Here is a 23,230-nt window from a genome sequence, read left to right on the forward strand (position 1 = left end):
TTTTACCATTCCCTAGGCCTGTGTCCTCACAGGCCCTTGACCGGATGGCAACGTTGGCTGACGCAAGAGTGGCCTGTGAGGACACAGGCCTAGGGAAGCCTACGTATGTGCAACTTTACGTTTTTTCTTCGGTAAAACTGGTGTGTTCGCCGGCGGCATTCGGTGGTGGGTAGCCTGTTCATAGGCATAACATAACTTCACGAGGGTGGGCTCACTAAACGGCCGACCAAAGAATTGTAAACCAGCTGGTAAGTTATCGTACGTAAAGCCCATTGGGACCGTAAAAGCAGGAAAGCCCGTTGGCGGAGAGAGTGCATTGTTGTTCGTTCCCGATGGCGTATTCAGATCACCAATGAGCCGGGGTGGGTAACTAAACGATGGATATACCAGCACATCAACCCCGGTTGAGTCCATCGCCCGAAGCAGCAGTTTCCGAAGCCGCTCGCGGAGTGCCATATTCTTTGCCCATCCTTTATGCGCTTCAGGCGCCAGTGTATCCTTATCTGAATCCAATAGCGTTTTTTCGATACTTGGGTGAAATTGTCTCGATTTGATAATGGATGTCAGGCTCTTATGTGGTGCATTGGGCCCTAAATTGGCCAGATATATATTGAAATCGCGCCGTAGTTGCGGAATGGTATCAGCCGATTTACTGATTGTATCCAGTTCAGGTACCCGAACCGAATCAACAACAATGGCACCGGCAGCGCGAAGTTCATCCAATGCTTTATTAAATAGAGCATACACTTGCGGGTCAGAATTTTTTGTGGTGCATAATTGCCGAAATACGCCAATGCGCGCCCCTTTCAGGCCATCTTTGTCTAGAAATTGTCGGTAAGACTGCGGAATTTTGCCCTCACTTCGTCGGGTTACAGTATCCGCTTTGTCGTAGCCAGCAATTACGTCGAGTACCCGAACAGCATCTTCTACTGTCCGACAAATGGGGCCACCTGTATCATTTGTCATCGCCAGTGGAGCAATACCGCTCCGGCTCACTAAGCCCAGCGTGGGTCGAAAACCAACCAGACTTTGGTGCGACGAAGGTCCTCGTATTGAACTACCGGTATCGGTTCCCAAGCCAATGGTTCCAAAATCGGCCGCTACGGCAGCCGCTGTACCCCCACTCGACCCAGCCGTCGTCCGTTTCGTATCGTACGGATTCCGTGAATAGCCGGGCAAAATAGAACTAACCGAAAAATTCCCCGATGTGGCAAATTCGGCCAGATTCGATTTGGCAATGATAATGGCTCCGGCTTCCCGAATTCGCTGAATTACAAACGCATCGTTGGGTGGAATAGACTTTTTCATTGCCAGCGTGCCATTGGTCGTTGGCATATCGAACGTATTGTAATTGTCTTTCACGATCACTGGGATTCCGTGCAGCGGCCCAACGAACTTGCCCGTCACTTTATAGAGGGAATCGAGCCGATGAGCTTCTGCCAACGCTTTGGGATTCACCATAATAATGGAATTCAAAAAAGGGCCCTGTTTGTCGTACGCATCAATACGATCCAGATAAAGTTGCACCAGTTGTTCAGCGGTCAGTTTACCCGACTGCATGGCATTATGAAGCTGGTCGATGGTGGCTTCGCGCAACTGTTTTGGCTTGAACGACTGGGCGTTGACGACTGAAACGAGAAGCAATAAATTGAGGAGAAGAGGGAGTACAAGTTTCTTCATTTTCACGACACGCAAAAGATATTAATTACGAATTAAGACTGAATAGCAGAATAAATTATCGAACAAGAATAGTTACACCAATTTTTGTCATAAAAATAAACCCAAATACAGAACAATTACCGAAGCCATCAAAAAGTACAACTTTTCATCATTTCCGTTTAATGAAGTTAAAGTGAGCATACCGTTTGACCTTACCCCGCCAAATCACGTATTTGCGTAAGATTGTTAAGTGTTTCAGGTTCAAGGTTTATTGAACCTGAAACTAGTTAAAGCCTGAAACCTAGAACTTTACATCATGAACCTCAATCGCAGAGATTTTCTCCAGCAACTTGGCTTCGGTGCCGCTGGTTTGGCTATTGCCTCTACCCTACCCAACACAGGTTGGGCTTTACCAACCAAAACGGGCAAACTTCCCCGCAGTTTACCTGAAGCTCAGGGCGTTGCTCCTGGCGGCCTGCTTGATTTTATCAATACTGCAGAAGCCCAAAAGCTAAATATTCACAGTATGATGGTGCTTCGGCATGGGCAGGTTGTGGCAGAGGGCTGGTGGGCACCGTATGCCCCTCAGTACATTCATACGCTCTATTCGCTGAGCAAGAGCTTTACCTCGTCGGCTGTCGGGATGGCTGTTGACGAAAAGCGATTAACCGTTGAGGATAAGGTTGTTTCGTTCTTTCCTAAAGACGTGCCTGCCACTATCAGTGTGAATCTGGCTGCTATGCGGGTGAAGGATCTACTAACCATGTCGACAGGGCATGATAAGGACACAACACCTGCGTTACGGGGCGGTACTGACAACAACTGGGTTAAATCATTCCTGGCCCAACCCGTCGATCATGAACCGGGCACATTCTACATGTACAACAGTGGTGCCACGTATATGCTTTCGGCCATTGTGCAGAAGCTAACGGGGCAAACCATACTCGAATATCTGAAACCACGTTTATTCGGGCCACTGGGTATTGAAGGCATGGATTGGGAGGTCGATCCCAATGGCATAAATACCGGTGGCTGGGGTCTGCGGATAAAGACGGAAGATATTGCCAAGTTCGGACAACTCTACTTACAAAAGGGCACATGGAATGGAAAACGGCTGATTTCTGAAGCATGGATTCATGACGCTACCCGCAAGGAAGTAGATTCGAAGGGAGGTAAAGGCGATGCCAGTGTAAACGACTGGATTCAAGGGTATGGGTATCAGTTCTGGCGATGCCGCAACGACGCTTATCGGGCCGATGGTGCGTTCGGTCAATTCTGCGTTGTGCTACCCAAAGAAGACGCCCTGATAGCCATCACTGCCGAATCAGCGAATACCCAGGGGATTCTCGATGCGATCTGGAATCACATTCTGCCAGCCCTTCGGGGAACGGGCCTACCCGCCGATAAAATGAAACAGGCAGCATTAGCGCAAAAGCTGACAACCCTGACGCTAACACCAAGCGTTTCGCAGGCGACCTCGTCGGTACAAGCCAAAATAAGCGGCAAGACGTATACAGTCGCCGACAATTCGTTACACGTGAAAGATGTTTCCCTGACATTCGGCAAGGATGGCTGCATATTCAAACTTCAGGACAACGAGGGTGCTCATCAGGTATTGTGTGGTGTTGGTCGCTGGCGGGATAGTACGACTACTTTCTCAGTAGCGCCACTTTCCTTAACACCAACGCCCGTTCCAAATGGTCCTAACCGACAGGTGGCTGGTAGTGGTGGCTGGCAGGATGAAAATACGTTTGTCATGACCTGGCGATTTATTGAAACCGCCCACTACGAAGTAGTAACCTGCCGGTTTGGTGCCGACGGTGTTCAGGTGGAATTTCAAAATAGCATAAGCATCCTCACGAAAGGAAAAGACAAACGCCCTGTGCTGGAAGGAAAAGCCGTGGCGTAATCTATTGTCATTGGTTGACATGTTAACCACGAAGGCACCGAGAACACTAAGATTGTTAATTCAACTTGGTGTTCTCGGTGCCTTCGTGGTTAATAACTTTGCCTTAATGCTTACACTCCAGTACGATTTTAACTTCGGTTAAACTTGTTGTCCGCTGGCTTAGTGAACTTTGGTCCGTTCATAGTTTCGACTGTGAGTTAACTAGATCAGGTCAAACGTATCACTTCTTTTTCACGACACAAGTATGAAAGTCAGCACCACAAAAACCGTTGTTTTTATTACAGGAGCCTTTGTCTCCTCAGCCTGCTGGAACGACTGGAAAGCCTATTTTGAACGCAAAGGTTATACTTGCTATGCTCCTTCCTGGCCCCACAAAGACGCACTGGCAGCCACCTTGCGGCTGCAACATCCAGATGCCCGTATAGCCGCCAATGGTCTGGCAAGCGTGACCGATTTCTTTGCTGATTTTGTTCAGAAACTCCCCGAAAAGCCAATTCTGATTGGACATTCCTTTGGTGGTCTGATGACTCAACTCCTGTTGCAACGAGATCTGGCAGCGGCTGGTATAGCTATTGATTCTGGCCCACCCCAGTTTTTACTTACAACCAAATTTTCTTTCGCAAAATCAATCTACAAAGCATTTGGCTTTTTCACGGACGTAAACAAACCCTATTTGATGTCCTTCAAAGATTGGCAGTATGCCTTCACCAACGGCCTACCACTGGAAGAACAAAAAGCAAGTTATGAAGCGCTATTGCTTCCCGAAAGCAAGCGACTTTTCCGGGAAGCACTGACCAGCGTAGCTCACGTAGATTATAAAAAGCCACACGCTCCTCTATTATTTACGGCTGGCAGCAACGATCATATCGTGCCAGCCTCGCTCAACTATAGCAATTATAAAAAATACAAAGACAAAAATTCGGTAACAGATTTTAAAGAATTTGAAGGCCGAACTCACTTTGTTCTAGGGCAGAAGAACTGGCAGGAGGTAGCCGATTATTGTTTAAACTGGATTGCCCAACATTGAGTATTAAGGGCGATCGATTCACGTAGTACAAAATCTGATGTGGCCGGGCAAAACAATGTTTTGCCCGGCCATTCTTTTTTGAAATCAATCTTACCGACAAGAAACGCTCTACCGTTTTATCACTCGTTTGTACCAACTCATCACAAGCTTTTGTCGGTTGACCAGGCTGAGCCTCGGAGAAGCCTCAATGAACGACCAACTTTGTCCAGTCAATCAGGCAATTCAAATGATAGCTGTCAAACGCAACCTCTTTTTCAACTGTAAACAACAATAGACAATGAACCGCTTTACTACCTCAATCCTGGCTGTGATGGCCACTCTAACGCTAACAATCTCGTCTTGTAAGAAAGACAATGGCGCTGTTCAGCCCACGACCGACAATAGCCTTGCTTTTGTTGGCAAAAATCTGATGATGACCTCCTTCCAGGTTAATCCAGCTATTGACCTCGACGGCGACGGTAAACTCGATTCCGACCTAACGGTTTTCCTCCGTGCCTGCGACAAAGACAACACCATTATTTTCGAGAAGAATGGAACGATGTCTGGCAGCAATGGCCAACTCTCCTGCTCCGACGATGAGTCAGACCCTTCGACTGTAAAACCTAGCCACTGGACGTATAATGAACAGACGAAAACCATTCATATCGTGGAAGACGGTGACCCAACCGATGTTTCGGATTGGAAAGTGGTAGAAGCATCGGCTAGTGGGCTGAAAGTCGAGCTATCGGTCACCGAGCCTACCAAGTCGTACACGACCATCATGACCTGGAAGGCGCTATAAGTCGCTCAGTCATTTGGTTGAACCTTCCTCTTTTTAACATCATGAAATCACGTAAACAAATTACTCTTCTCACACTGGTTGTCAGCTATTTGTTTGTAGCTGCCCGTTCTGGCGACGTAATGACCGAACTAAGTATTCAGGCAGGTAAACTCCGGCAGGATGTTTTACTAAATCTAAAAGAAGAAAAGTGGTTCTTTTTCAACGCAACGGCCTCTATGCGGCAGATGGCTCGTCGGCTTCCTGAATCGTCTCGTGTAGCAACAGTACATGCTTTAGGAAAAGTTGTTCGGGCTTACGTTGAGTCGCCAATGTTTAAACAGGAATGGCTTCAGGATGTACGAACGTATTACCCTTATGATGAGTCGTATACCGAAGAGGGGCTTACTAAACAAAAGCAGGCCAGTGAAATTGAAAAAGCTGCACAGAAAACACAAATAGCCGCTTTGGATCAAGCTTTTGCTCAAATGGACCCAGCCATGCTGCAACTAGGCGTTCGGGCACAATTGTCGCAGGAAGAACAGGAATTGGCTTCTTTATCGGGCAGCGAGCGGACAAGTAAGGGGCAACAGATTGCAGCGCTAAAAAAGATGCTGAATCTACCTCCGGCGGAATTTAAGAAGCAGTACCTGGCTTCAATCAAAGAGCAGGCTCAGAGCAACATAAACCAATCGAATGCTCCGGCGACTTTAGATAAAGAACAATTGATTTATCAACGGAAGCAGAAAGCTGAGTTCGACGCTCACGCCGATTTTCGTCCGCTCCTCAAAAAACGACTGCAGGACTTTATCGCTCTGACTGAAACTGTTGATTTTGAAGCTCGTCTGATACCAATGGGTTACAAACAGGAGTTCGCCAATCCACTTTATCAGCGCAAACCTGCCGAGTGGAAATTCCTGTACCGACTGGGGAAAGAACCCGTAGCTGAAGCTCGTCTATTTGCGCAGCAGTGGCTGGCAGACTTGCATTAATTGTACTTTTTGTTTCCACTGAGTCTTTTGCTTGAAGGGTGTTCGATACGCCATATCCTAAAGGTATAGCGCATTGAACACCCTTCAAGCAAAAGACTATTCCTGATGAAAAACTCGCTCCAGCGGAACGGCAACCGGCGAATTATCGGGATTTGTCTCCATCAAATCAGCCATGTAAGCCCACCATTTCTTCATAATGGGTAGCTTGGGCAAGTCAGCAGTGGTGTGGTTGGCAACTCGTTTCTGAACGGCAAATAGAGTTCCCGTAGCTCGGTCGAGAAAAATCGAGTAATCACGAACGCCTGCGTCGATCAGGGTCGCTGTTAGCTCCGGCCATATTTCGTCGTGACGGCGTTGATACTCAGCCTCAACACCGGGTTTCAATTTCATTGTAAAGGCGACTTCTTCCATACGTATCTATTATTGAAGCGCGAATGGCGCGGGGTAAAAATCCAAATTATCAATGAAGATCTGCTCAATCCCCGTCAGCTGAGATCTAATTAAAATTTAACGTTTCAGTTTACACAACTCCGTTCCAGCCAGTAGAAAACAACCGAGCCCATAGTCCTCGAAATCGGGCTTGCTATCATAGGTTACAGGCTGGCCCTCTTTGGGTTCTTTGCCCGTTCCCTGCACGTAGCCTAAGAAGCCGTTCGGATGAACGGAATCAGTAGCCATCGCATTCCAGGCTTTAGCAATAATAGGGCGATATGTTTTACTATCGAGTAACCCATGATTAATGCCCCAGGCCATGCCGTAAACAAACAAGGCCGTTCCCGTGAGTTCTTTACCGCCATAGTTGTTTGGATCATGTAAGCTCACGTTCCAGTATCCATCTGGGCGTTGAAGAGGAACTAGTGCCTTCATCATTTCCAGGTACGTTTTTTCGTACTCGTCCCGGTGCGGGGCGTCTTTCGGCATAATGTCGAGCACCCGAACTAAAGCGGCCACAACCCAACCATTCCCCCGCGACCAATAACAATCCTGCCCATTGGGTTCTTTGTAAGGGGGCACAAAATCCTTATCACGCCACCACAAATGATCCTCAGGATTATACAGACCGTTGCCGCCATGTTTGGTTTTCGAGTAGTTGTAAATCTGGTACATCTTCTCGAAATAGGCAGTCGCACTCTCGCTATGGTCTTTTTCCAGTACGCCTAATTGGGCAAACACCGGCATGGCCATCTGCAACGCATCGATCCAGTTCCAATCATCAATTTTATCGCTTTTCAGCATCCCATTGATCGACGCTTTGATGTCGTGAAGACGCTCAGGCTTGTGGTCGATGAGGTACAAATCAATATAGGTTTGTCCACAACACTGATCGTCGGCATTACGGGAGTTTATGCCACTTCGGAGACCCCAGTGGTGCTTTTCACCCCACTCAACGGCATAATCGTAATACGCTTTCCTTTTATCGATTCCGTATAACGCCATCAGACCCTCGTAATACACCGCCCGTGTCCAGATGTTGCTGGGACGGGTTTTGTTGGTCACGATTTCCTTACCGGGATCGGGCCAGGTCTTCATAAAATAATCGTTCGCCAACGTCATTTTGGCGATAATCTCCTTTCTATCAGGAAGTTTCTGCGCCTGTACGGTCAAGCTTACTAAAAAAAACAGTAGTAACATCCGGCTGACCGAGTGTCTGATTGTCATAGCAGATTGGGGGAGGCTTAAGTTTCAGCCCGGTCGTCAGATTGGTTCTATCCCATCTCAGGAAGCACTCCGACGACCGGTTGAAACATCAAATCAATGCGCAACGGCGTGAGCAGTGTACTTCTTTAACTCAACGCAATCACCGGGTAGTGGGTAGGAATTCCAGTGCTGATGTATGGCCAAGGCAGCTCCCAGCGCCGACGCCTGCGCAACCGATGCCGCATAGACTTCGATAGTCGGGAAAGCCGTTGCCAGCAGATTCATGTAGATCGGATTTTTACCAAAACCACCATCGACAAAAATGCGCTTCACGGGCGAGCCCTCTAGAACTAAATTAGTCGAAATCAGTTGCTGCGATATAATGTCGAGAATAAGTTGATGGTAGGCTTCTTCGTAGGTTACGAAATCAGCAAGATTCCGTTGTCCAAACAGTGATCCTTTCATCGAAAGAAGCTGGTTTCCCTTCGCATCCTGTTCGGTGGTCACCTGGCTCGCCTGATGGCGCAACTGATCAATAGTGGTCGGATTGTATGCCACTTGCTTGTACTGACTAACCGGCACATTGAAATGCTCAGCCAACCGTTTGACCTGCTGCTCATGCTCGTAACCCGCAAATAAGCGGGCCGCTTTCACGGGTTGGCCTTTGTAATGCATGAAGTTAAGGCAGTCGTACTGCAATTCTTCCGGTGTCAGTGGGCGACTGTTAAAAGGGTTCATGCTTACACACCAGGTTCCGGTCGAAATCAGCACAAAGGGCTCCTGAAACGAAGACAGGTAGGGAATTAGAGCGGATGAACTATCGTGAAGTCCAACGCCAACTTGTAAGCTATCATCACCCAAGACCGTCAGGCGAGCAGAATCAGAAGCAACTATGGGAGCCAAACGGGTGTCGAGTTGTTCATCCGTAACCCACTGATGATAGGCTTGCCGATCAAAGTCCCAGAGCATGGTATGACACCCGATGCTGGTTAGATCGGAGACGGCCCAGCCGCTAATCACATGACTAACGTACTGGGGCAGATGCAAAGCAAAGGCTAGTTTGTTAAAGAGATCAGGCTGCTCATATTTGAGCCGGTACAACTGTAGGCCCGAGTTCAAACTACCCAGCGAAGGCGACGCCGTTTGCCGGGTTAGCGTAGACTCCCCTCCGTAGGCACTGAAAAGCTGATTCAGTAAGTGATCAGGATATGCTTTGAGATAGTTGTATAAAGGCGCAAGCGGTTGACCGGTTTGATCGATATACACCAGGCTGGCTCCATAAGCCGAAACATTTACCGCCTTAACAAGGAAATCAGGCAAAGCCACTACTTCCGTCAGTAACGTAGTGATCCAGTTCGTGAGCCGGTTCAGGTCATCGCAGAGGTCACCATCCTCATCGGTTATCTCGTCAAACTGTTCCGATTTTTCCCAGACGATTCGATACTGTTCGTCGAAGAGAAATAGCTTTTTATTGGTCTTACCAATGTCGAAAATGGCAATGACGGGAAGTCTTTCCATATATGATGTAGGTGCGTTATGTATGATGTATGATATAGGATGTATAATCGTGGCCGTACATACATCCTATATCATACATCATTTTACAGTCCCGTTGCTACTGTTTTGGCACCCCGTTCACCGATGAGTTGCTGGCGGATATTCAGTTGTCGATACAAACCCAGTGGATTCAGTGCAGCACCTGCCCGGCGACGAGCTTCGGCTACTAATGGGCGCACATCTGTCCGGAATGCATCCTGCAAAATTTCCTGAGCACGTACCGGATCGTTGGCTTCACGGGCCTCTTCGAGCGCAGCCCGATCTACCAATAAAGCCTGCGCATAAGCCAGTTGAATCGCTTCTACCGATTGCAGAAGGTCTTCGAGGGGATCTTTTACGTTGTGACTGGCATCAATCATCCAGCCAAGGTCTTTGGCATGATTCATTCCCCGAGCATCCAGACCATCGACCAATTCGGTAAAGATCAGGAATAGTTGGTAAGGTTTAATGCTACCTGCGGTCAGGTCGTCGTCGCCGTATTTGGAGTCGTTGAAGTGGAATCCACCCAGCTTACCCTGATGCAACAGAATCGCCACAATTTGTTCGATGTTGGCGTTGGGCAGATGGTGTCCTAAATCTACGAGCGTGTACGCTTTCGGGCCAAGTTTGTTGGCGTACAGAAAACTGCTACCCCAATCGCCGACGGTCATCGAATAGAAATTCGGTTCAAAAGCTTTGTACTCTACAAATAGCTTCCAGTCGTTGGGGAGAGCGGCATAGATTTCTTCCAGGCTCGACAGCGTACGATCAAAAGCTTTACGGAAATTGAGTTGACCAGGAAAGCAAGAACCATCTGACAACCAGACCGTCAGCGCATCTGAACCCAGTGCCACTCCATGCCGAATAACCTCAATGTTATGGTCGATAGCCTGCTGCCGAATAGCCGGATCTGTATGTTGAAGCGATCCAAACTTGTAGCTCAATGGCTGATCAGGTTGATCCTGGAACGTATTAGAGTTCACGGCGTCGAACCGTAATCCGTGCTTGGCAGCGAGTTGCTTGATCGCCAGTGGATCGGTAGGGATATCCCAGGGAATGTGCAGTGAGATAGCCCCACTAGCGCGGTTCAGGGCATGTAGCAAGCCTACATCAGCAATTTTCTCTTCCAGCGAACGAGGCTCGCCCCCACCCGGAAAACGACCAAAGCGCGTGCCGCCTGTGCCCAATGCCCAACTTGGAATAGCAATCTGAAAATCAATCAGTTTCTGAATAATCGGTTCAGCCGTAGCGACCTCCTGAGTCCAGTACGACAGTTTCCGCTGGTGGCCTTCCAACTGCGACTGGTTAAACTCGGCAATATGTTCGGGTTCGAGTTGCATAAAGGTTAAAGGTTTATGTATCCATTTTATGGATTTTCAGTCATATTTTCCAATCATCAGCCCACACATTTATGTGTGGGATTAAAAGTCAATTATTCGCCATTCATTAACCGTTTTAACGGTTTTTACTAATTCCACCATGAGCCATTCCAAATCCAAAATCTGGGTTCACGCGGTTTTCGCAACTAAAGATCGGCAACCGCTGATTACACCTATCATTCGCCCTACGGTGCATTCCGAACTACGAAATCAACTTATCACCATGGCTTGTTTTGTTGATTGTATTGGCGGGGTGACCGACCATGTTCATCTTTTGTTTCTGCTCAATCCTAAAAAATCAATGGCTGACGTGGTTAAGCAAATCAAAGGCGGAAGTTCACATATGTTTAATCAGACAAAATTGACAGCGACGCATTTTGCATGGCAAATTGGCTATGGTGCGTTTTCGGTTAGTGAATCACATGTACCACGCGTTCGGGCATATATTTTAAATCAAGAGGAACATCACCGTAATGTAACATTTATGGATGAGTACCGCCGATTTATGGTTCATTATGGATTGCCCGTTGATGAAATAGGATAGTCCCGAAAACCGTTGAAACGGTTAAAAATGATGCACAAAATTCTGTTGATTAAACCCACAAATAAATTTGTGGGCTGATAGTTTTGTGGTGTCGGTTTGAAGAAACCGACACCACAAAAACCGTAAACCATATTCCTATTTTACCGTACAAACGCCATTGCTACACCACCGTCTACGTTCAGGACGTTGCCCGTAGATTTGGCTAGTAGACCGTTTGTAAACGCTAAACAGGCATTGGCAATATCATCGGGAAGAATGATTTCGTTCAGCAATGTCCGTTTGGCATAATAGGCAGGAAGTTCGGCCACCGTTATGCCGTACGCTTTTGCACGGCCTTCTGCCCAGGCACCCGCCCAGATTTTCGAGTCGGAAATGACGGCGTCAGGATTCACTACGTTTACCCGGATGTGATCCTTACCTAATTCGGCTGCATTCAACCGGCTCAGGTGCAATTGAGCCGCTTTAGCTGAGCCATAACCGGCGTTATTTGGTCCCGACACCAGGGCATTTTTACTGACAATGTTCAGGACATCGCCACCCAGTTTCTGTTTCCGCATCACCTCAACAGCTTTCTGCGTCACTAAAAACTGACCTTTCACCAACACGTCGTACAGCAAATCCCAGTCTTTTTCGGTGTGCTCTTCGATGGGTTTGGAAATGCTCAATCCCGCGCAATTGACCACGATATCGACTCCTCCGAAAGCCAGTGCAGCCGTATCAAACGTAGCGGAAATTGTGTCGGCTTTCGTTACGTCCAACTGATCGGCCGCATAGGCATCTTTGCCATATTGTTTCAGGAACTCGTCTTTTGCCCCTGCCAGTCGGTCAGCGTCGTTATCATTGATCACAACAACAGCACCTTCGGCTAGAAATTTCTTGGCGATAGCCTTCCCGATGCCACCCGCACTACCCGTAATCAGGGCAATTTTACCCGACAATGGTTTCGGTTTCGGCATCCGTTGAAGTTTTGCCTCTTCAAGTAACCAGTATTCAATGTCGAAGGCTTCCTGTTCGGGCAGACCTACATAGTCTGACACGGCTTCGGCGCCCTTCATTACGTTGATGGCGTTGGTATAAAATTCTGCGGCTACCCGCGCCGTCTGCTTGTCTTTAGCAAAGGTGAACATACCTACCGCTGGCCACAGCAACACCACCGGATTTGGGTCACGGATAGCTGGGCTGTTCTCGTGTTTACAACGTTCGTAATAAGCGGTATAGTCGGCCCGGTAATCTTCAAACGCTTTTTCCAGATAGGCAATGCTGCCTTCACCTGCCAACTGAGCGGGGTCCAATACCAATGGACGAATTTTGGTACGCAGAAAGTGGTCAGGGCAGCTTGTACCCAAACGAGCCAGACGAGGCAGATCATTTGAGTTCACGAATTCCAGCACGCGTGCGTCGTCGGTGAAGTGGCCAATCATCTGGCGATGGCCTGAAGCCAGACCACGAAGAACCGGCATCAGCGCAGCGGCCTGTTTTTTGCGGGTATCGGCATCCGTGTTCTCCAGCGCCTGCCCACCAAATACTGGCCGTTTTTTGCCATAATTTTGATTCAGGAATTCAGACGCCTGCTCAATCACTTCGAGCGTATTCATATACGACTCGTAAGACGTATCACCCCAAGTAAATAAACCGTGGCCACCCAGAATAATACCACGTAGATTTGGGTTTTTCTGGATCGCTTCTTCCAGTTTCAGACCGAGGTCAAAACCAGGGCGCTGCCAGGGAATCCAGGCCATTTTATCGCCCCAAATTTGGTGCATAATGGCCTCTCCATCACGACTGGCGGCAATCGCAATCAGCGCATCAGGGTGAAGGTGATCAATATGTTTGTACGGCAACAGGCCATGTAGGGGCGTATCAATTGAAGGGGCGGCACATTTAGGATCGAAGAGACAGTGGTCGAACAGGCCAACCATTTCATCCTCAAACGCCAGCCCCCGGTAGCGACTTTTCAACGCATGCAGGCGCTCAACATACAGATTCGCACAGCCTTTTTTGGTCAATGTTCCAATATCACCACCGGAACCTTTTACCCACATTACCTCGACAGGCTCGCCGGTAAGCGGATTGGTTTCCATTAACTTAACGGATGTATTTCCCCCGGCATAGTTCGTCAGGCGTAGATCGGCCCCGAGCAGATTGGAACGATAAATAAACAAAGCCACTTCGTCACCGGCCAGCTCTGCCGCCTTTTGCTCATCCCAGAGATAGCTAACGTAGTTGAACGCTTGCGTTGTATTCATAAAAAGATAAATAAGTAGTATCCGACAGTAATCTTGTTTTGTACAAAGTACGTTAGGCTAATTTTCTCCTGCTTCATGTACTCTCCTGTTATAATCACATTATAACGGCAAAATACCTGAATGATTTTTGCCAGTCCAGATGGGCGAATATACAGGAGAGAACAGGTAGGTTTTAGCAACTAACAAGGATAAATTTGAAAATTATGCCGGGGCTACCCACACAGTACTAATTTTCCCTCACGCATTTATCATTCATCATTTATAATTAGAAAATAGTGGCTGTAATCTTGGGTGTAGTATTTCATGCACCGGGCAGTTACCAAAGCTTTAAAACAGTATTGTAATTGATTTCTTTATGCAAGTTCTGATTGGCATCATTTACCACACGATTGGTGGCGGTTTTTCGGGCAGCTTTTACATGCCCTTCAATAAAGTGAAAGGGTGGGCCTGGGAAAGCTTCTGGATTGTTGGCGGCCTTTTTTCCTGGCTTATTGTACCTCCCCTGGCGGCCTATTTAACCATCCCCGATTTTGCAGCCATCATTGCCTCGGCAGATATGAATGTTAAGATGCTCACGTTCGTATTTGGTTTGCTATGGGGCATCGGTGGGCTGACGTATGGTCTGGGCGTTCGCTATCTAGGCATGTCGCTCGGGAATTCAGTCGTGTTAGGATTCAGCTCGGCTTTCGGAGCACTGGTACCTTCCATCTATTATAATCTCAACCCCGTTAAAGGAAAAGTCTCGTTTACCGATATGCTGGGCTCAAGTGGGGGGCAGCTGGTATTGCTGGGCGTACTCGTTTGCCTGATCGGAATTGCAATCTCGGGTAAAGCTGGTATGATGAAGGAAGCTGAACTTTCTGAAGCCGAGAAGAAAGCGTCTGTCAAAGAGTTCAGCCTTGTGAAGGGCCTGATCATTGCCGTGATCTCCGGTATTCTGAGTGCCTTCTTCAACTATGGCATCGAAGCGGGCAAACCCCTGGCCGATCAGGCTGTTTTGCAAGGTTGCAATCCCTTGTTTCAGAACAACGTAACCTACGTGGTCGTATTATGGGGCGGACTGACCACTAACTTTTTGTGGTGCATGTACTTAAACGCCAAGAATAAAACCTTCGGCAATTACACCGATACCCGGACGCCAATTCTGGCCAATGTGCTTTTTTCGGCAACCGCTGGTACCATGTGGTTTCTCCAGTTTTTCTTCTACGGAATGGGTGAAAGTAAGCTGGGCAATGGTGCCAGTTCCTGGATTACGCACATGGCCACCATCATCCTGACCGCGAACATTTGGGGCTTGTATCTGAAGGAGTGGTCGGGAGTGTCGGCGGCTACCTTTCGCACCTTCGTCACCGGCATTGTTGTGATTCTTATTGCAATTGTACTGGTGGGAATCGGCAATTCTCTTTGAGCAGAGAATGAACCCATCAGTACTACCTCCAGGCAGGTAATCATCGGAATCGGGAATTACCTGGCTGCGTAAAATCACGACACCCAACGAACAGAAGCCGGTCAGAGCAATGGATAAATTTGCTTTGACTGGCTTCTGTTCGTTGGTCCCTTTGGCTAAATTGCAGCTCAGCAACTGGCAGACAAGGAGAATAGATTAAAAACTCATTAAATTGCCGACCTTTACGACATGTAAACTGCGAATGGTTGTGCCATTCATCCCTCAAACGTTAAAAACGCTCCTATGAAAAAAAGAGACAAATTAGGCCTCATTCACAAGTACTATCCTAATGCCGTAACCTCAATCGATGGCATCAATACGCTCATTGATTTTGTAGAAGAAAACCTGGATCTGGAACCAGCGCAAATTATGTTCGCCGATAGCATCTGTAGCGATGACGTTAACAGTATTCAATATCCAGCCCGAGCTCAGGAGTTTTTAGGCCCGTTTAAATTAGGAGGCTTGGATGGGTTTCCTTTCACAGGATTAACCGGTATGGCCGCCTTCGCCAGTCACGTTCCCGACGATGGGGCTGTATTTGTTTATTACGGTCCACATATCGGCGTCTCCGCCGAAGGAGTTCTTGGTGAAATTCACCGGCATGGCCAACAAATAACCTCCAGTTGCTGTGGAGCGGCCAAAGGAGCGCTGAATAAGCTTAAAAATAATGCCATTACTGAAGGGGATGTCAAGGATATCGACTATCAGATGAATACGCTTGAGCAAATTCTTTTCAGACAAAAAGACCGAATCCTAAAATCGGATATTCCACTTTACGAAGCCACAGAAGTAATCTATGAGGCCATTGATGAGCGCATTCAGGAACTCGTTGCTCAAACGAAGTACAATTGCAAATACATTATCCTGCTAGGTACCATTCACATCAATAGCGATAGCGACATCGGTTCGTTTACTGCCGTTAAACGCTTCGATGTCATTGACATAGCCCTTGGGCACAGACAAAATTACTTAGCACAACGCTACTTCGCCTGATGCCGTTTTAGCCAGCTTCCATCGGATAGTCATTCTGACTATTCGATGGTTATTTTCTAGAATACTTCCCGGGCAATTTTCATTACGTTATCGGCCTTGCCCATGGTGTAAAAATGCAGTACTGGAGCGCCAGCTGCTGTAAGTTCACGACACTGTTGAATACACCACTCCACCCCCACCTGCCGGGCCTGTTGGTCGTTTTCACAAGCTTCTACCGCTTTTACGAGATCTTCGGGTAGCTCGAGGTGAAAAAGTTTGGGTAAAATCTGGAGTTGTTTGCGGGTGCTAAGCGGTTTCAATCCCGGAATAATCGGCACTGTAATACCTTCCTGTCGGCACCGATCAGCGAATGACAGGAATTTCTGATTATCGAAAAACATCTGCGTTACAATGTAGTCAGCCCCTTTATCGATTTTCTGTTTGAGGTAATGAAAATCAATATCGTGGTCGATAGCTTCAAAATGTTTTTCGGGATAAGCTGCCACACCGATACAGAAGTTACTGGGAGCCAGCGCCGTATCTTCTTCATGCAGGTAAATTCCACGATTCATATTTGCTACTTGCTCGACTAGTTCGCTGGCATACATATAGCCATTCTCTTTAGCCTTAAACGTTGTAAAGGGTTTGGCCGGATCGCCCCGAAGCACCAGTGCATTGTCGATACCGAGGTAGTGCAAATCGATCAGAAAGTCTTCCGTTTCTTCACGGGAAAAGCCGCCACAGAGCACATGTGGTACGGGATCAACGCCAAACCGGTGCATAATAGCCGAACAGATCCCTACCGTGCCAGGTCGTTTCCGCGTCACAATTTTCTGGATGGTTCCGTCGGGTAAAGGCCGTTCAATGTATTCTTCGCGATGATAGGTAACATCAATGAAAGGCGGCTTAAACTCCATCAGCGGCTCAATATTGTCGAGCAGATTCTTCAGATTATCTCCTTTTATTGGGGGAATTACTTCAATCGAAAAAATGGGTTTGCCGTTTGCAGCCTTGATATGATCGGTAATTTTAGTCATTAGTCAAATAAACACTTGCGCGTAGACAGGTCAAAGTTAACGCGAAAACACAGCCAGACTCACGTAAATTCCATTGGCAGTTCCATTGCTCCAGGGTTGCACATCGAGTCGGCGCCCAAGGTCTGTTTTATTTTTCACTTCGTGCAGCTTGGGAATCCCCCATCCCACCAGTGAACCAAACGCAGCCCCGGCCAGCAGGTCGGAAGGATAATGCAGCCCCCCTTCAAAACGTAGTACAGACGTAGCTGTAGCCAGTCCGAGCGAACCAATCCAAACAACAGGCTTCAACTTTGACTGGGGGAAATAATGACGAAAGACTTCACTTGTGAAAACTGCCGTCGCAAACGCATTCGTAGCATGACCCGAGAAAAACGATTGCCGGGCATCACGAGTCAGTTTTTCGTCTAAAGGAGTTGAGGGATTGTAAACAAATGGGCGGGTTCGTTGGGTTACACCCTTTATCGTTCGTTCGACACCATTTGCCAGCAGCAGCGTTTCGATATACATCACGGCCACTGTTTTAAAATCCTGCCGCATTGGTTTTGTACCAATTGCAAGTAAGCCAGCCAGAGCTACGTTACCCGCCAACGTAACATTACTTAGCTGATCGGCCGACGATGACCAGCGATAAACCGCCTTCCTATCCAGAGCATTAATATCGTCTGGACTAAGCGTACTGATTTCCGCCTGCGTAAGTGGATCAATACTATGGTTAAGGGCTAATGATGCCCCCAGGGTTACTATCCCAGCGCCCAGCAATGTGATTTCCCGACTCGTCTTTAATTGATAAGGGGATTGCGCAAATGAAATGATGAATGATGAATGATAAATGATGAATGAAATGATAGCTATATAGCTCTTTGAATAAACTAACTGTTGAAAATACATCATATATCAGCTATAATACATAGATTTTACTGTACCCGCACCACTTGTGGCACATCGGCAAGATACACCAACCTTCCCTCAACTTCAGGGTAACCCATATCCCTATACAAATTTGTGAAATAACGTAACGTATCAATTGGATTGCCCTTCCTGGGTGCTTCAATACCTGGCATCGACTCGTACTGCACCAGAACGATGTGCCCATCGGGGAAATGGACAACTCGATGAGGTGCGCCATGCATCCGTTTGCTACTCAGAATAGTCCGGTCGGTATCAATTCGGAGTGTTGCATCAAATAGGGTGGCCAAGTCTGGATGCGATACAATAGCCAATAAACTAAGTTTTAATACTTCACATTCGATCTTACGAATCAACCCTTCGCTCACGAGTTGACGAAGTACTGTATCAATGGCATCGGGGCCTTTAATCAGGCTCAGAGCTGCTAAAAGTTTTCGATCCCGCTCGCGGGTGCGCTCAAAAGTTGCAACATCGAACATACGATCAGCCTGCCGACGTAGTTGCATATCCTGCCCCCGATTTCCACTCACGACATCGTCCAGAAAAATCTCATCGATCTCTTCGTCCAGTTGATGATGTGATATAACCTCTGCGCACAAGCTGATTTCGTAGCTAAGTCGGCTATTTTCCCAGGCACAACCGCAATTGCGGGCTACTTCACTGTCGCGCAGGAAGGCATGCAGCCAGTAGCTAACATCTTTCTGGTTGCCCACTTTATCGAAATCAGATGCCTTCGCGATGATGTACAGACGATCTGTGGGGCGCGTGAAAGCCACGTACAACAGATTCATATTTTCGATGAATGTGCGTGTCAGCTCTTCTTCATATTGAGCAGCCACCGACGCAGGCGCACTACGTAGTTTGCTGGTTGTGTTGGCCGGTGCCGATAGAAGCCGGGGAAGCTTTCCGAGGCCACTTCCATTATCATGCGAAAGCGGATCGGCGCGAATCTCGGCTAGGTCGAGCCAGATGGTGCTATCATTTATCGGCTCAACCCGCCAGTTGGCAAAGGGAATGATCACCACCGGAAATTCCAGCCCCTTCGATTTGTGAATCGTTTGAATACTGACTGCATTCCGCGCATTGCCTTCTACTGAAATTTTCTGGCGAACGCTGTCCCAATACACCAGAAAATCGCTCAGGTGGCCACTACGTTTCTGATTGAATGTCAGCACTTCATCTAAAAACCGAAACAGAAACGGGTTGTGTTCTGCCTGATTGAATAGGCCAAACTGAGCTGTTAGGCGCTCAGCTAATTCGTACGGATTTAGTTGCCCCAGTGCATACGGATCGAGCGGATAGCCTTCTACGGCCAGGTAATCATAGACAGCAGAAATGTCGTCCTCGGCCACGTTACGAAGTTTCTCGGTCAACGTATCGTCGGGAAAAATCCCTTGCACAACCCGGTGAAATAAGTACAGCAGCTCATAACGTAGCACTCGTAGGTCAGGGCGTTGAAGGACCCGCATAAGCGTAACGAGCCATTTGACCGGATCTGAAAATTCCAGCGATAGCGAATCGGCCGATACGAGCGGAATCTGACGAGCATTCAATTCATTGGCGAGTGCTCTGGCGTGCGATTTTTTACGACATAAGATGGCAATATCTTTGTAATGATACCCCTCCGCCAACGACCTCTCCAGATGCGCAATGGTCGTTTCGAGCATCCGTGTGGTTAGGTCTTTCCCGAGTTCGTCGTCCTTGTCTACAAAGTCTAATTGAACGTGGCCCGCCTTGTTCGCTTTCGGTTGCGCTTTCTGATGGAACTGCTGCTCAGCATCGAATACATCGGTCAATTTCGGGTGCTGATACTCAAACTGGCGCGCGACGAACTCAAAAAAGTCATTATTAAAGCGCACAATTGGTTCTGCACTACGCCAATTGGTATCCAGTATTTCCGGTTTTAGATGCCCATCGAGCATGCCAATACGGTCGGCCGTCCAGGAGCTGGGATTATGCGCCACTTTCAGACTGTCCAGATCCTGTCGATGCAGGGCTACGATCTGGTCCATATCGCCCCCCCGGAAGCGGTAAATTGCCTGCTTACCATCGCCCACGGCCAGATTGAAATGCGCGGCCCCGAGAGAGTTTTCGATGAGCGGGAGTAAGTTGGCAAACTGTAAGCGGGAGGTATCCTGAAATTCGTCGATCAGAATGTGGTTATACTTCGTACCCAGTCGCTCATACAGAAACGGCACTGGCTCCGATGCGACAATACCCAAAATCTTCTTGTTGAACTCTGAAATATGCACCCGCCCGTCTTTCTGAAGCAGGTCATCGAACTCCACACGTATTTGTTTCAACAGCGCCAGCTTCTGCAAATGCGGCAACAGACAATCGAACAAATTTACCTCCCGACTACTCTCCGTTCGGATAGCCTCGATCTGATCAAAACAGTTGCACAGCTCTTCTGCAATGCTATCAATGGCGCCTGTTATAGGAAGCGGTGTTTTGGGCAAATACCAGTCGCCCTCAATCTGCTTACGGTGTGTAGCTGTCGGCTCTTTCTCAAAATTGGTAAAGGCAATGGTCTTAAAATAAGCTGCAATACTATTTTTCTTGCCCTTAAAATCTTCTTCGCTAAGTCCTTTGCTGGTAATCAATGACCAGGCTCGCTGACCCTGATCAATAATAGACGTTTCTACCTGCCGATTATACTCCATCAATTGAAGCCGAATGGCACGTAACGCACCCGGTGACAGCTCCTGAGCGGCATTGACGGCATCGTAAAACTGGTCGGAGGTTAGGTTGCGGCCGAATTCTTTGAGCAGTTCGGGCAGTTGATTCCAGCTTTTTCCTTCTGTAGCAGCATGAGTGTAGTATTCACTCAGAATGGCCGTTATCTCCTCCATTTCCTCTGTCCCTGCCTTCTCAATCAGATTATCGATCGCGAGTTCGAGGATTTCGTCGGTTTCCATCTCCACCTCAAATGAATAGGGCAACCCGAGTTCATCGGTAAATGCCATTACCACGCGCTGTGTAAACGAATCAATCGTTGTGACGCTAAAATCAGCGTATCGATGGAGAATAGTTTTGAAAACAGAAGCCGCTTTTTTGCGTAAGTCAGCCTTAGCAATCTCAAATGAACCGGTATGAAGTGGTGTGCCATACAAGTCAACGACCAATTCATCCAGTAGAGGAAGTTCTTTCGTTCCGGCAATGTCGGAGAGTCGTTCCAGAATCCGGTTCTTCATCTCATTGGCGGCTGCGTTCGTAAACGTCACCGCCAGAATATGCCGAAAATAGTCATCCTTCGCTCCCGGCCGAAGCGCCAGTTTCAGGTACTCTTTGGTAAGCGTATATGTCTTACCCGACCCTGCCGAAGAACTGTATATTTTGAACATGGAAGCGAGGAGCGAGGAGCGAGGAGCGAGGAGTTGCTGGCGCTCCAGCATTCTCACTCCTAATTCCTCGCTCCTACTACCTTTTAAAAATTATACCGTAACCCTACTCCTGTATTCAAATTCAGGAAGAATGGGGCCTGGAGTAGTTCGACGTAAGCACCTGTTTCCAAAAAAAACGAGTACGGTTTTCCAGTCGGAAAATATTCCAGACCAGCAATACCCGAGCCGCCTAAAGACAACGCGTTTTCGTATTCCCCATTCAATCGGGGCGGATAATACCGACGATTATTAATCTGACCACCAAATCCATAATACGCCCGAATACTTTCGCTTTTTGTTAACGCGGCATGCCATAAGAAATGACCCTGAATGGCTAATCCAACGCTTTTGTACTCTCCGGCGCGATAGCTGCGCTTGGTACCATAAATACCGCCATAAGTCCCAATATTCAAGTCGAAAGCGTGATTCGTACCAAAGTATTTCCGAATATTTATGCCCGACGGTTCACCAATACGAGCACCTATTGACCAGTTATTATACTGCGCCTGCGCATTGTTTGGCGTCATTACCCAGCCGACGAGGGCCAATACTGTTAATAGAAACGATTTTTTCATAGAGTAAGCAATTAGTCTTCCTTAGACTACAGGGTTCGGTTCTCGTAACTGATATACCACCTCAATTACGCTCAACTACAAATCAGGCTTTTACACCAGTTCTGGCTTTGTGGCTTCTTCGCCTGTTCCGAGGGGCAAGTCATCTGGCGTAATTGATACGTTGGTAAATGTTTGAAGTACCGACAGTAGCCGCTCATTTTCAGCTCGTATACCCACCGAAATGCGCAGGCAACCGTCGCACAGCTTCACTTTTGATCGGTCTCGAACAATCACCTGCTGCTCGATCAGGTGCTCAAACATGCCCTTTGCATCCTCAAATTGAACGAGCAAAAAGTTGGCATCAGACGGGTGAATAACCTCCACTGATAGCAAAGAACGCAGATTATCGGCCAAAAACTGCCGTTCTATCAAAATTTGCTCAACCATTTCATTCTTTTCCTCTTCATGGGCAAGCGCATCAAGAGCGAGCGTCTGCGTAGGAGCCGAAATGTTATAAGGTGGTTTGATTTTGTTAAGCACCTGAATCAACTCCTCTGAGGCAAAGCACATCCCCAACCGTAAAGCGGCCAGCCCCCACGCCTTCGAGAACGTCTGCAACACGACCAGATTGGGGTACTTATCCAGTTCACTCGTCCAAGATGACGTATTGGCAAAATCAATATAGGCTTCGTCTACAATGACTAATGAATGATCAGCCGCTTCGAGAATAGCACGAATGGCGTCGGCCTGAAGCAAATTCCCTGACGGATTATTGGGAGAACATAACCAGATCAGTTTTGTATTTGGCGTGATGGCCGCAAGCACAGCGGCCGTATCCACCTGAAAATCGGGCGTCAATGGTACTTTGATGATGTCAACATCATTCACAGCTGCTGAGACTTCGTACATGCCATAGGTTGGCGGCATAATCAATAGATTGTCCTTGCCTGGCGCACAGGTCGCACGCACAAGCAGGTCAATGGGTTCATCGGAACCATTCCCCAGAAAAATCTGCTCAGGTCGAACACCTTTTATAGGCGCCAATCTATGCTTAATGGCCCACTGATGTGGGTCAGGGTAGCGGTTATAATCGCCGGTATCGGTAGTAGAGCCGATAGGATTTTCGTTGGCATCCAGAAATACGCCCACTTTACCCGTATACTCATCACGAGCCGATGAATATGGAGTCAGAGTAAGAATGTGCGGGCGAAGGAGGTTATTGAGATTGAACATAAATTGGTCAA

Annotated in this window: 18 protein-coding genes; 7 read left to right on the top strand and 11 right to left on the bottom strand. The window is 47.8% G+C overall.

The window, feature by feature from the left end:
- Positions 1-99: 99 nt before the first annotated feature.
- On the bottom strand, positions 100-1,680 hold the full coding sequence (locus GO755_RS26165) for an amidase family protein (RefSeq protein WP_157588260.1): 1,581 nt from the start codon (positions 1,678-1,680) through the stop codon (positions 100-102).
- A 295-nt stretch (positions 1,681-1,975) separates the two neighbouring features.
- On the opposite strand from GO755_RS26165, the gene GO755_RS26170 reads away from it, so the two are divergent.
- From GO755_RS26170 to GO755_RS26185, 4 genes are all read left to right on the top strand, one after another.
- Positions 1,976-3,568 (top strand): serine hydrolase domain-containing protein, encoded by a 1,593-nt coding sequence (locus GO755_RS26170; RefSeq protein WP_157588261.1) that lies wholly within the window; start codon positions 1,976-1,978, stop codon positions 3,566-3,568.
- 244 nt (positions 3,569-3,812) lie between these two features.
- A complete protein-coding gene (locus tag GO755_RS26175; RefSeq protein WP_157588262.1) occupies positions 3,813-4,595 on the top strand; it encodes an alpha/beta hydrolase in 783 nt (260 codons plus the stop codon).
- Between the two features lie 277 nt (positions 4,596-4,872).
- Entirely contained in the window at positions 4,873-5,376 is a 504-nt protein-coding gene (locus tag GO755_RS26180; protein ID WP_157588263.1) for a hypothetical protein, read from the top strand.
- A 41-nt stretch (positions 5,377-5,417) separates the two neighbouring features.
- Positions 5,418-6,344 carry a hypothetical protein gene (locus GO755_RS26185; RefSeq protein ID WP_157588264.1) on the top strand — a complete coding sequence of 309 codons (927 nt, stop codon included), beginning with the start codon at positions 5,418-5,420 and terminating at the stop codon, positions 6,342-6,344.
- A 96-nt stretch (positions 6,345-6,440) separates the two neighbouring features.
- On the opposite strand, the gene rhaM is transcribed toward GO755_RS26185, so the two are convergent.
- From rhaM to GO755_RS26205, 4 genes are all read right to left on the bottom strand, one after another.
- A complete protein-coding gene (rhaM, locus tag GO755_RS26190; RefSeq protein WP_157588265.1) occupies positions 6,441-6,755 on the bottom strand; it encodes an L-rhamnose mutarotase in 315 nt (104 codons plus the stop codon).
- Between the two features lie 96 nt (positions 6,756-6,851).
- Complete coding sequence (locus GO755_RS26195) at positions 6,852-8,003, bottom strand: glycoside hydrolase family 88/105 protein (RefSeq protein ID WP_157588266.1); 1,152 nt, start codon at positions 8,001-8,003, stop codon at positions 6,852-6,854.
- 93 nt (positions 8,004-8,096) lie between these two features.
- Positions 8,097-9,500 carry an FGGY-family carbohydrate kinase gene (locus GO755_RS26200; RefSeq protein WP_157588267.1) on the bottom strand — a complete coding sequence of 468 codons (1,404 nt, stop codon included), beginning with the start codon at positions 9,498-9,500 and terminating at the stop codon, positions 8,097-8,099.
- A gap of 83 nt (positions 9,501-9,583) precedes the next feature.
- Positions 9,584-10,858, bottom strand: coding sequence for a TIM barrel protein (locus tag GO755_RS26205; protein WP_157588268.1), 1,275 nt, complete (start codon positions 10,856-10,858; stop codon positions 9,584-9,586).
- Positions 10,859-10,997: 139 nt separating this feature from the next.
- Here GO755_RS26205 and tnpA point away from each other — a divergent pair, with 139 nt between their 5' ends.
- A complete protein-coding gene (gene tnpA / locus GO755_RS26210; RefSeq protein ID WP_157588269.1) occupies positions 10,998-11,441 on the top strand; it encodes an IS200/IS605 family transposase in 444 nt (147 codons plus the stop codon).
- Positions 11,442-11,581: 140 nt separating this feature from the next.
- Here tnpA and GO755_RS26215 read toward each other — a convergent pair whose 3' ends face one another.
- Positions 11,582-13,687 (bottom strand): bifunctional aldolase/short-chain dehydrogenase, encoded by a 2,106-nt coding sequence (locus GO755_RS26215; protein WP_157588270.1) that lies wholly within the window; start codon positions 13,685-13,687, stop codon positions 11,582-11,584.
- Between the two features lie 355 nt (positions 13,688-14,042).
- Here GO755_RS26215 and rhaT point away from each other — a divergent pair, with 355 nt between their 5' ends.
- Complete coding sequence (gene rhaT / locus GO755_RS26220; RefSeq protein WP_157588271.1) at positions 14,043-15,095, top strand: L-rhamnose/proton symporter RhaT; 1,053 nt, start codon at positions 14,043-14,045, stop codon at positions 15,093-15,095.
- Positions 15,096-15,377: 282 nt separating this feature from the next.
- Complete coding sequence (locus GO755_RS26225; RefSeq protein WP_157588272.1) at positions 15,378-16,127, top strand: hypothetical protein; 750 nt, start codon at positions 15,378-15,380, stop codon at positions 16,125-16,127.
- A gap of 56 nt (positions 16,128-16,183) precedes the next feature.
- Here the strand turns inward: GO755_RS26225 and metF are convergent, their stop codons facing one another.
- The 5 genes from metF to hisC all read right to left on the bottom strand — a co-directional run bounded on the left by metF (position 16,184) and on the right by hisC (position 23,219).
- A complete protein-coding gene (gene metF, locus GO755_RS26230) occupies positions 16,184-17,143 on the bottom strand; it encodes a methylenetetrahydrofolate reductase [NAD(P)H] (protein WP_157588273.1) in 960 nt (319 codons plus the stop codon).
- A gap of 36 nt (positions 17,144-17,179) precedes the next feature.
- Positions 17,180-18,034, bottom strand: coding sequence for a phosphatase PAP2 family protein (locus GO755_RS26235; protein WP_157588274.1), 855 nt, complete (start codon positions 18,032-18,034; stop codon positions 17,180-17,182).
- 23 nt (positions 18,035-18,057) lie between these two features.
- Positions 18,058-21,393 carry a UvrD-helicase domain-containing protein gene (locus GO755_RS26240; protein WP_157588275.1) on the bottom strand — a complete coding sequence of 1,112 codons (3,336 nt, stop codon included), beginning with the start codon at positions 21,391-21,393 and terminating at the stop codon, positions 18,058-18,060.
- 83 nt (positions 21,394-21,476) lie between these two features.
- Entirely contained in the window at positions 21,477-22,007 is a 531-nt protein-coding gene (locus GO755_RS26245) for a hypothetical protein (protein ID WP_157588276.1), read from the bottom strand.
- A 90-nt stretch (positions 22,008-22,097) separates the two neighbouring features.
- A complete protein-coding gene (gene hisC, locus GO755_RS26250) occupies positions 22,098-23,219 on the bottom strand; it encodes a histidinol-phosphate transaminase (RefSeq protein ID WP_157588277.1) in 1,122 nt (373 codons plus the stop codon).
- Between the last annotated feature and the right edge of the window lie 11 nt (positions 23,220-23,230).

This window comes from Spirosoma arboris (assembly GCF_009754945.1).
Lineage (GTDB): Bacteria > Bacteroidota > Bacteroidia > Cytophagales > Spirosomataceae > Spirosoma > Spirosoma arboris.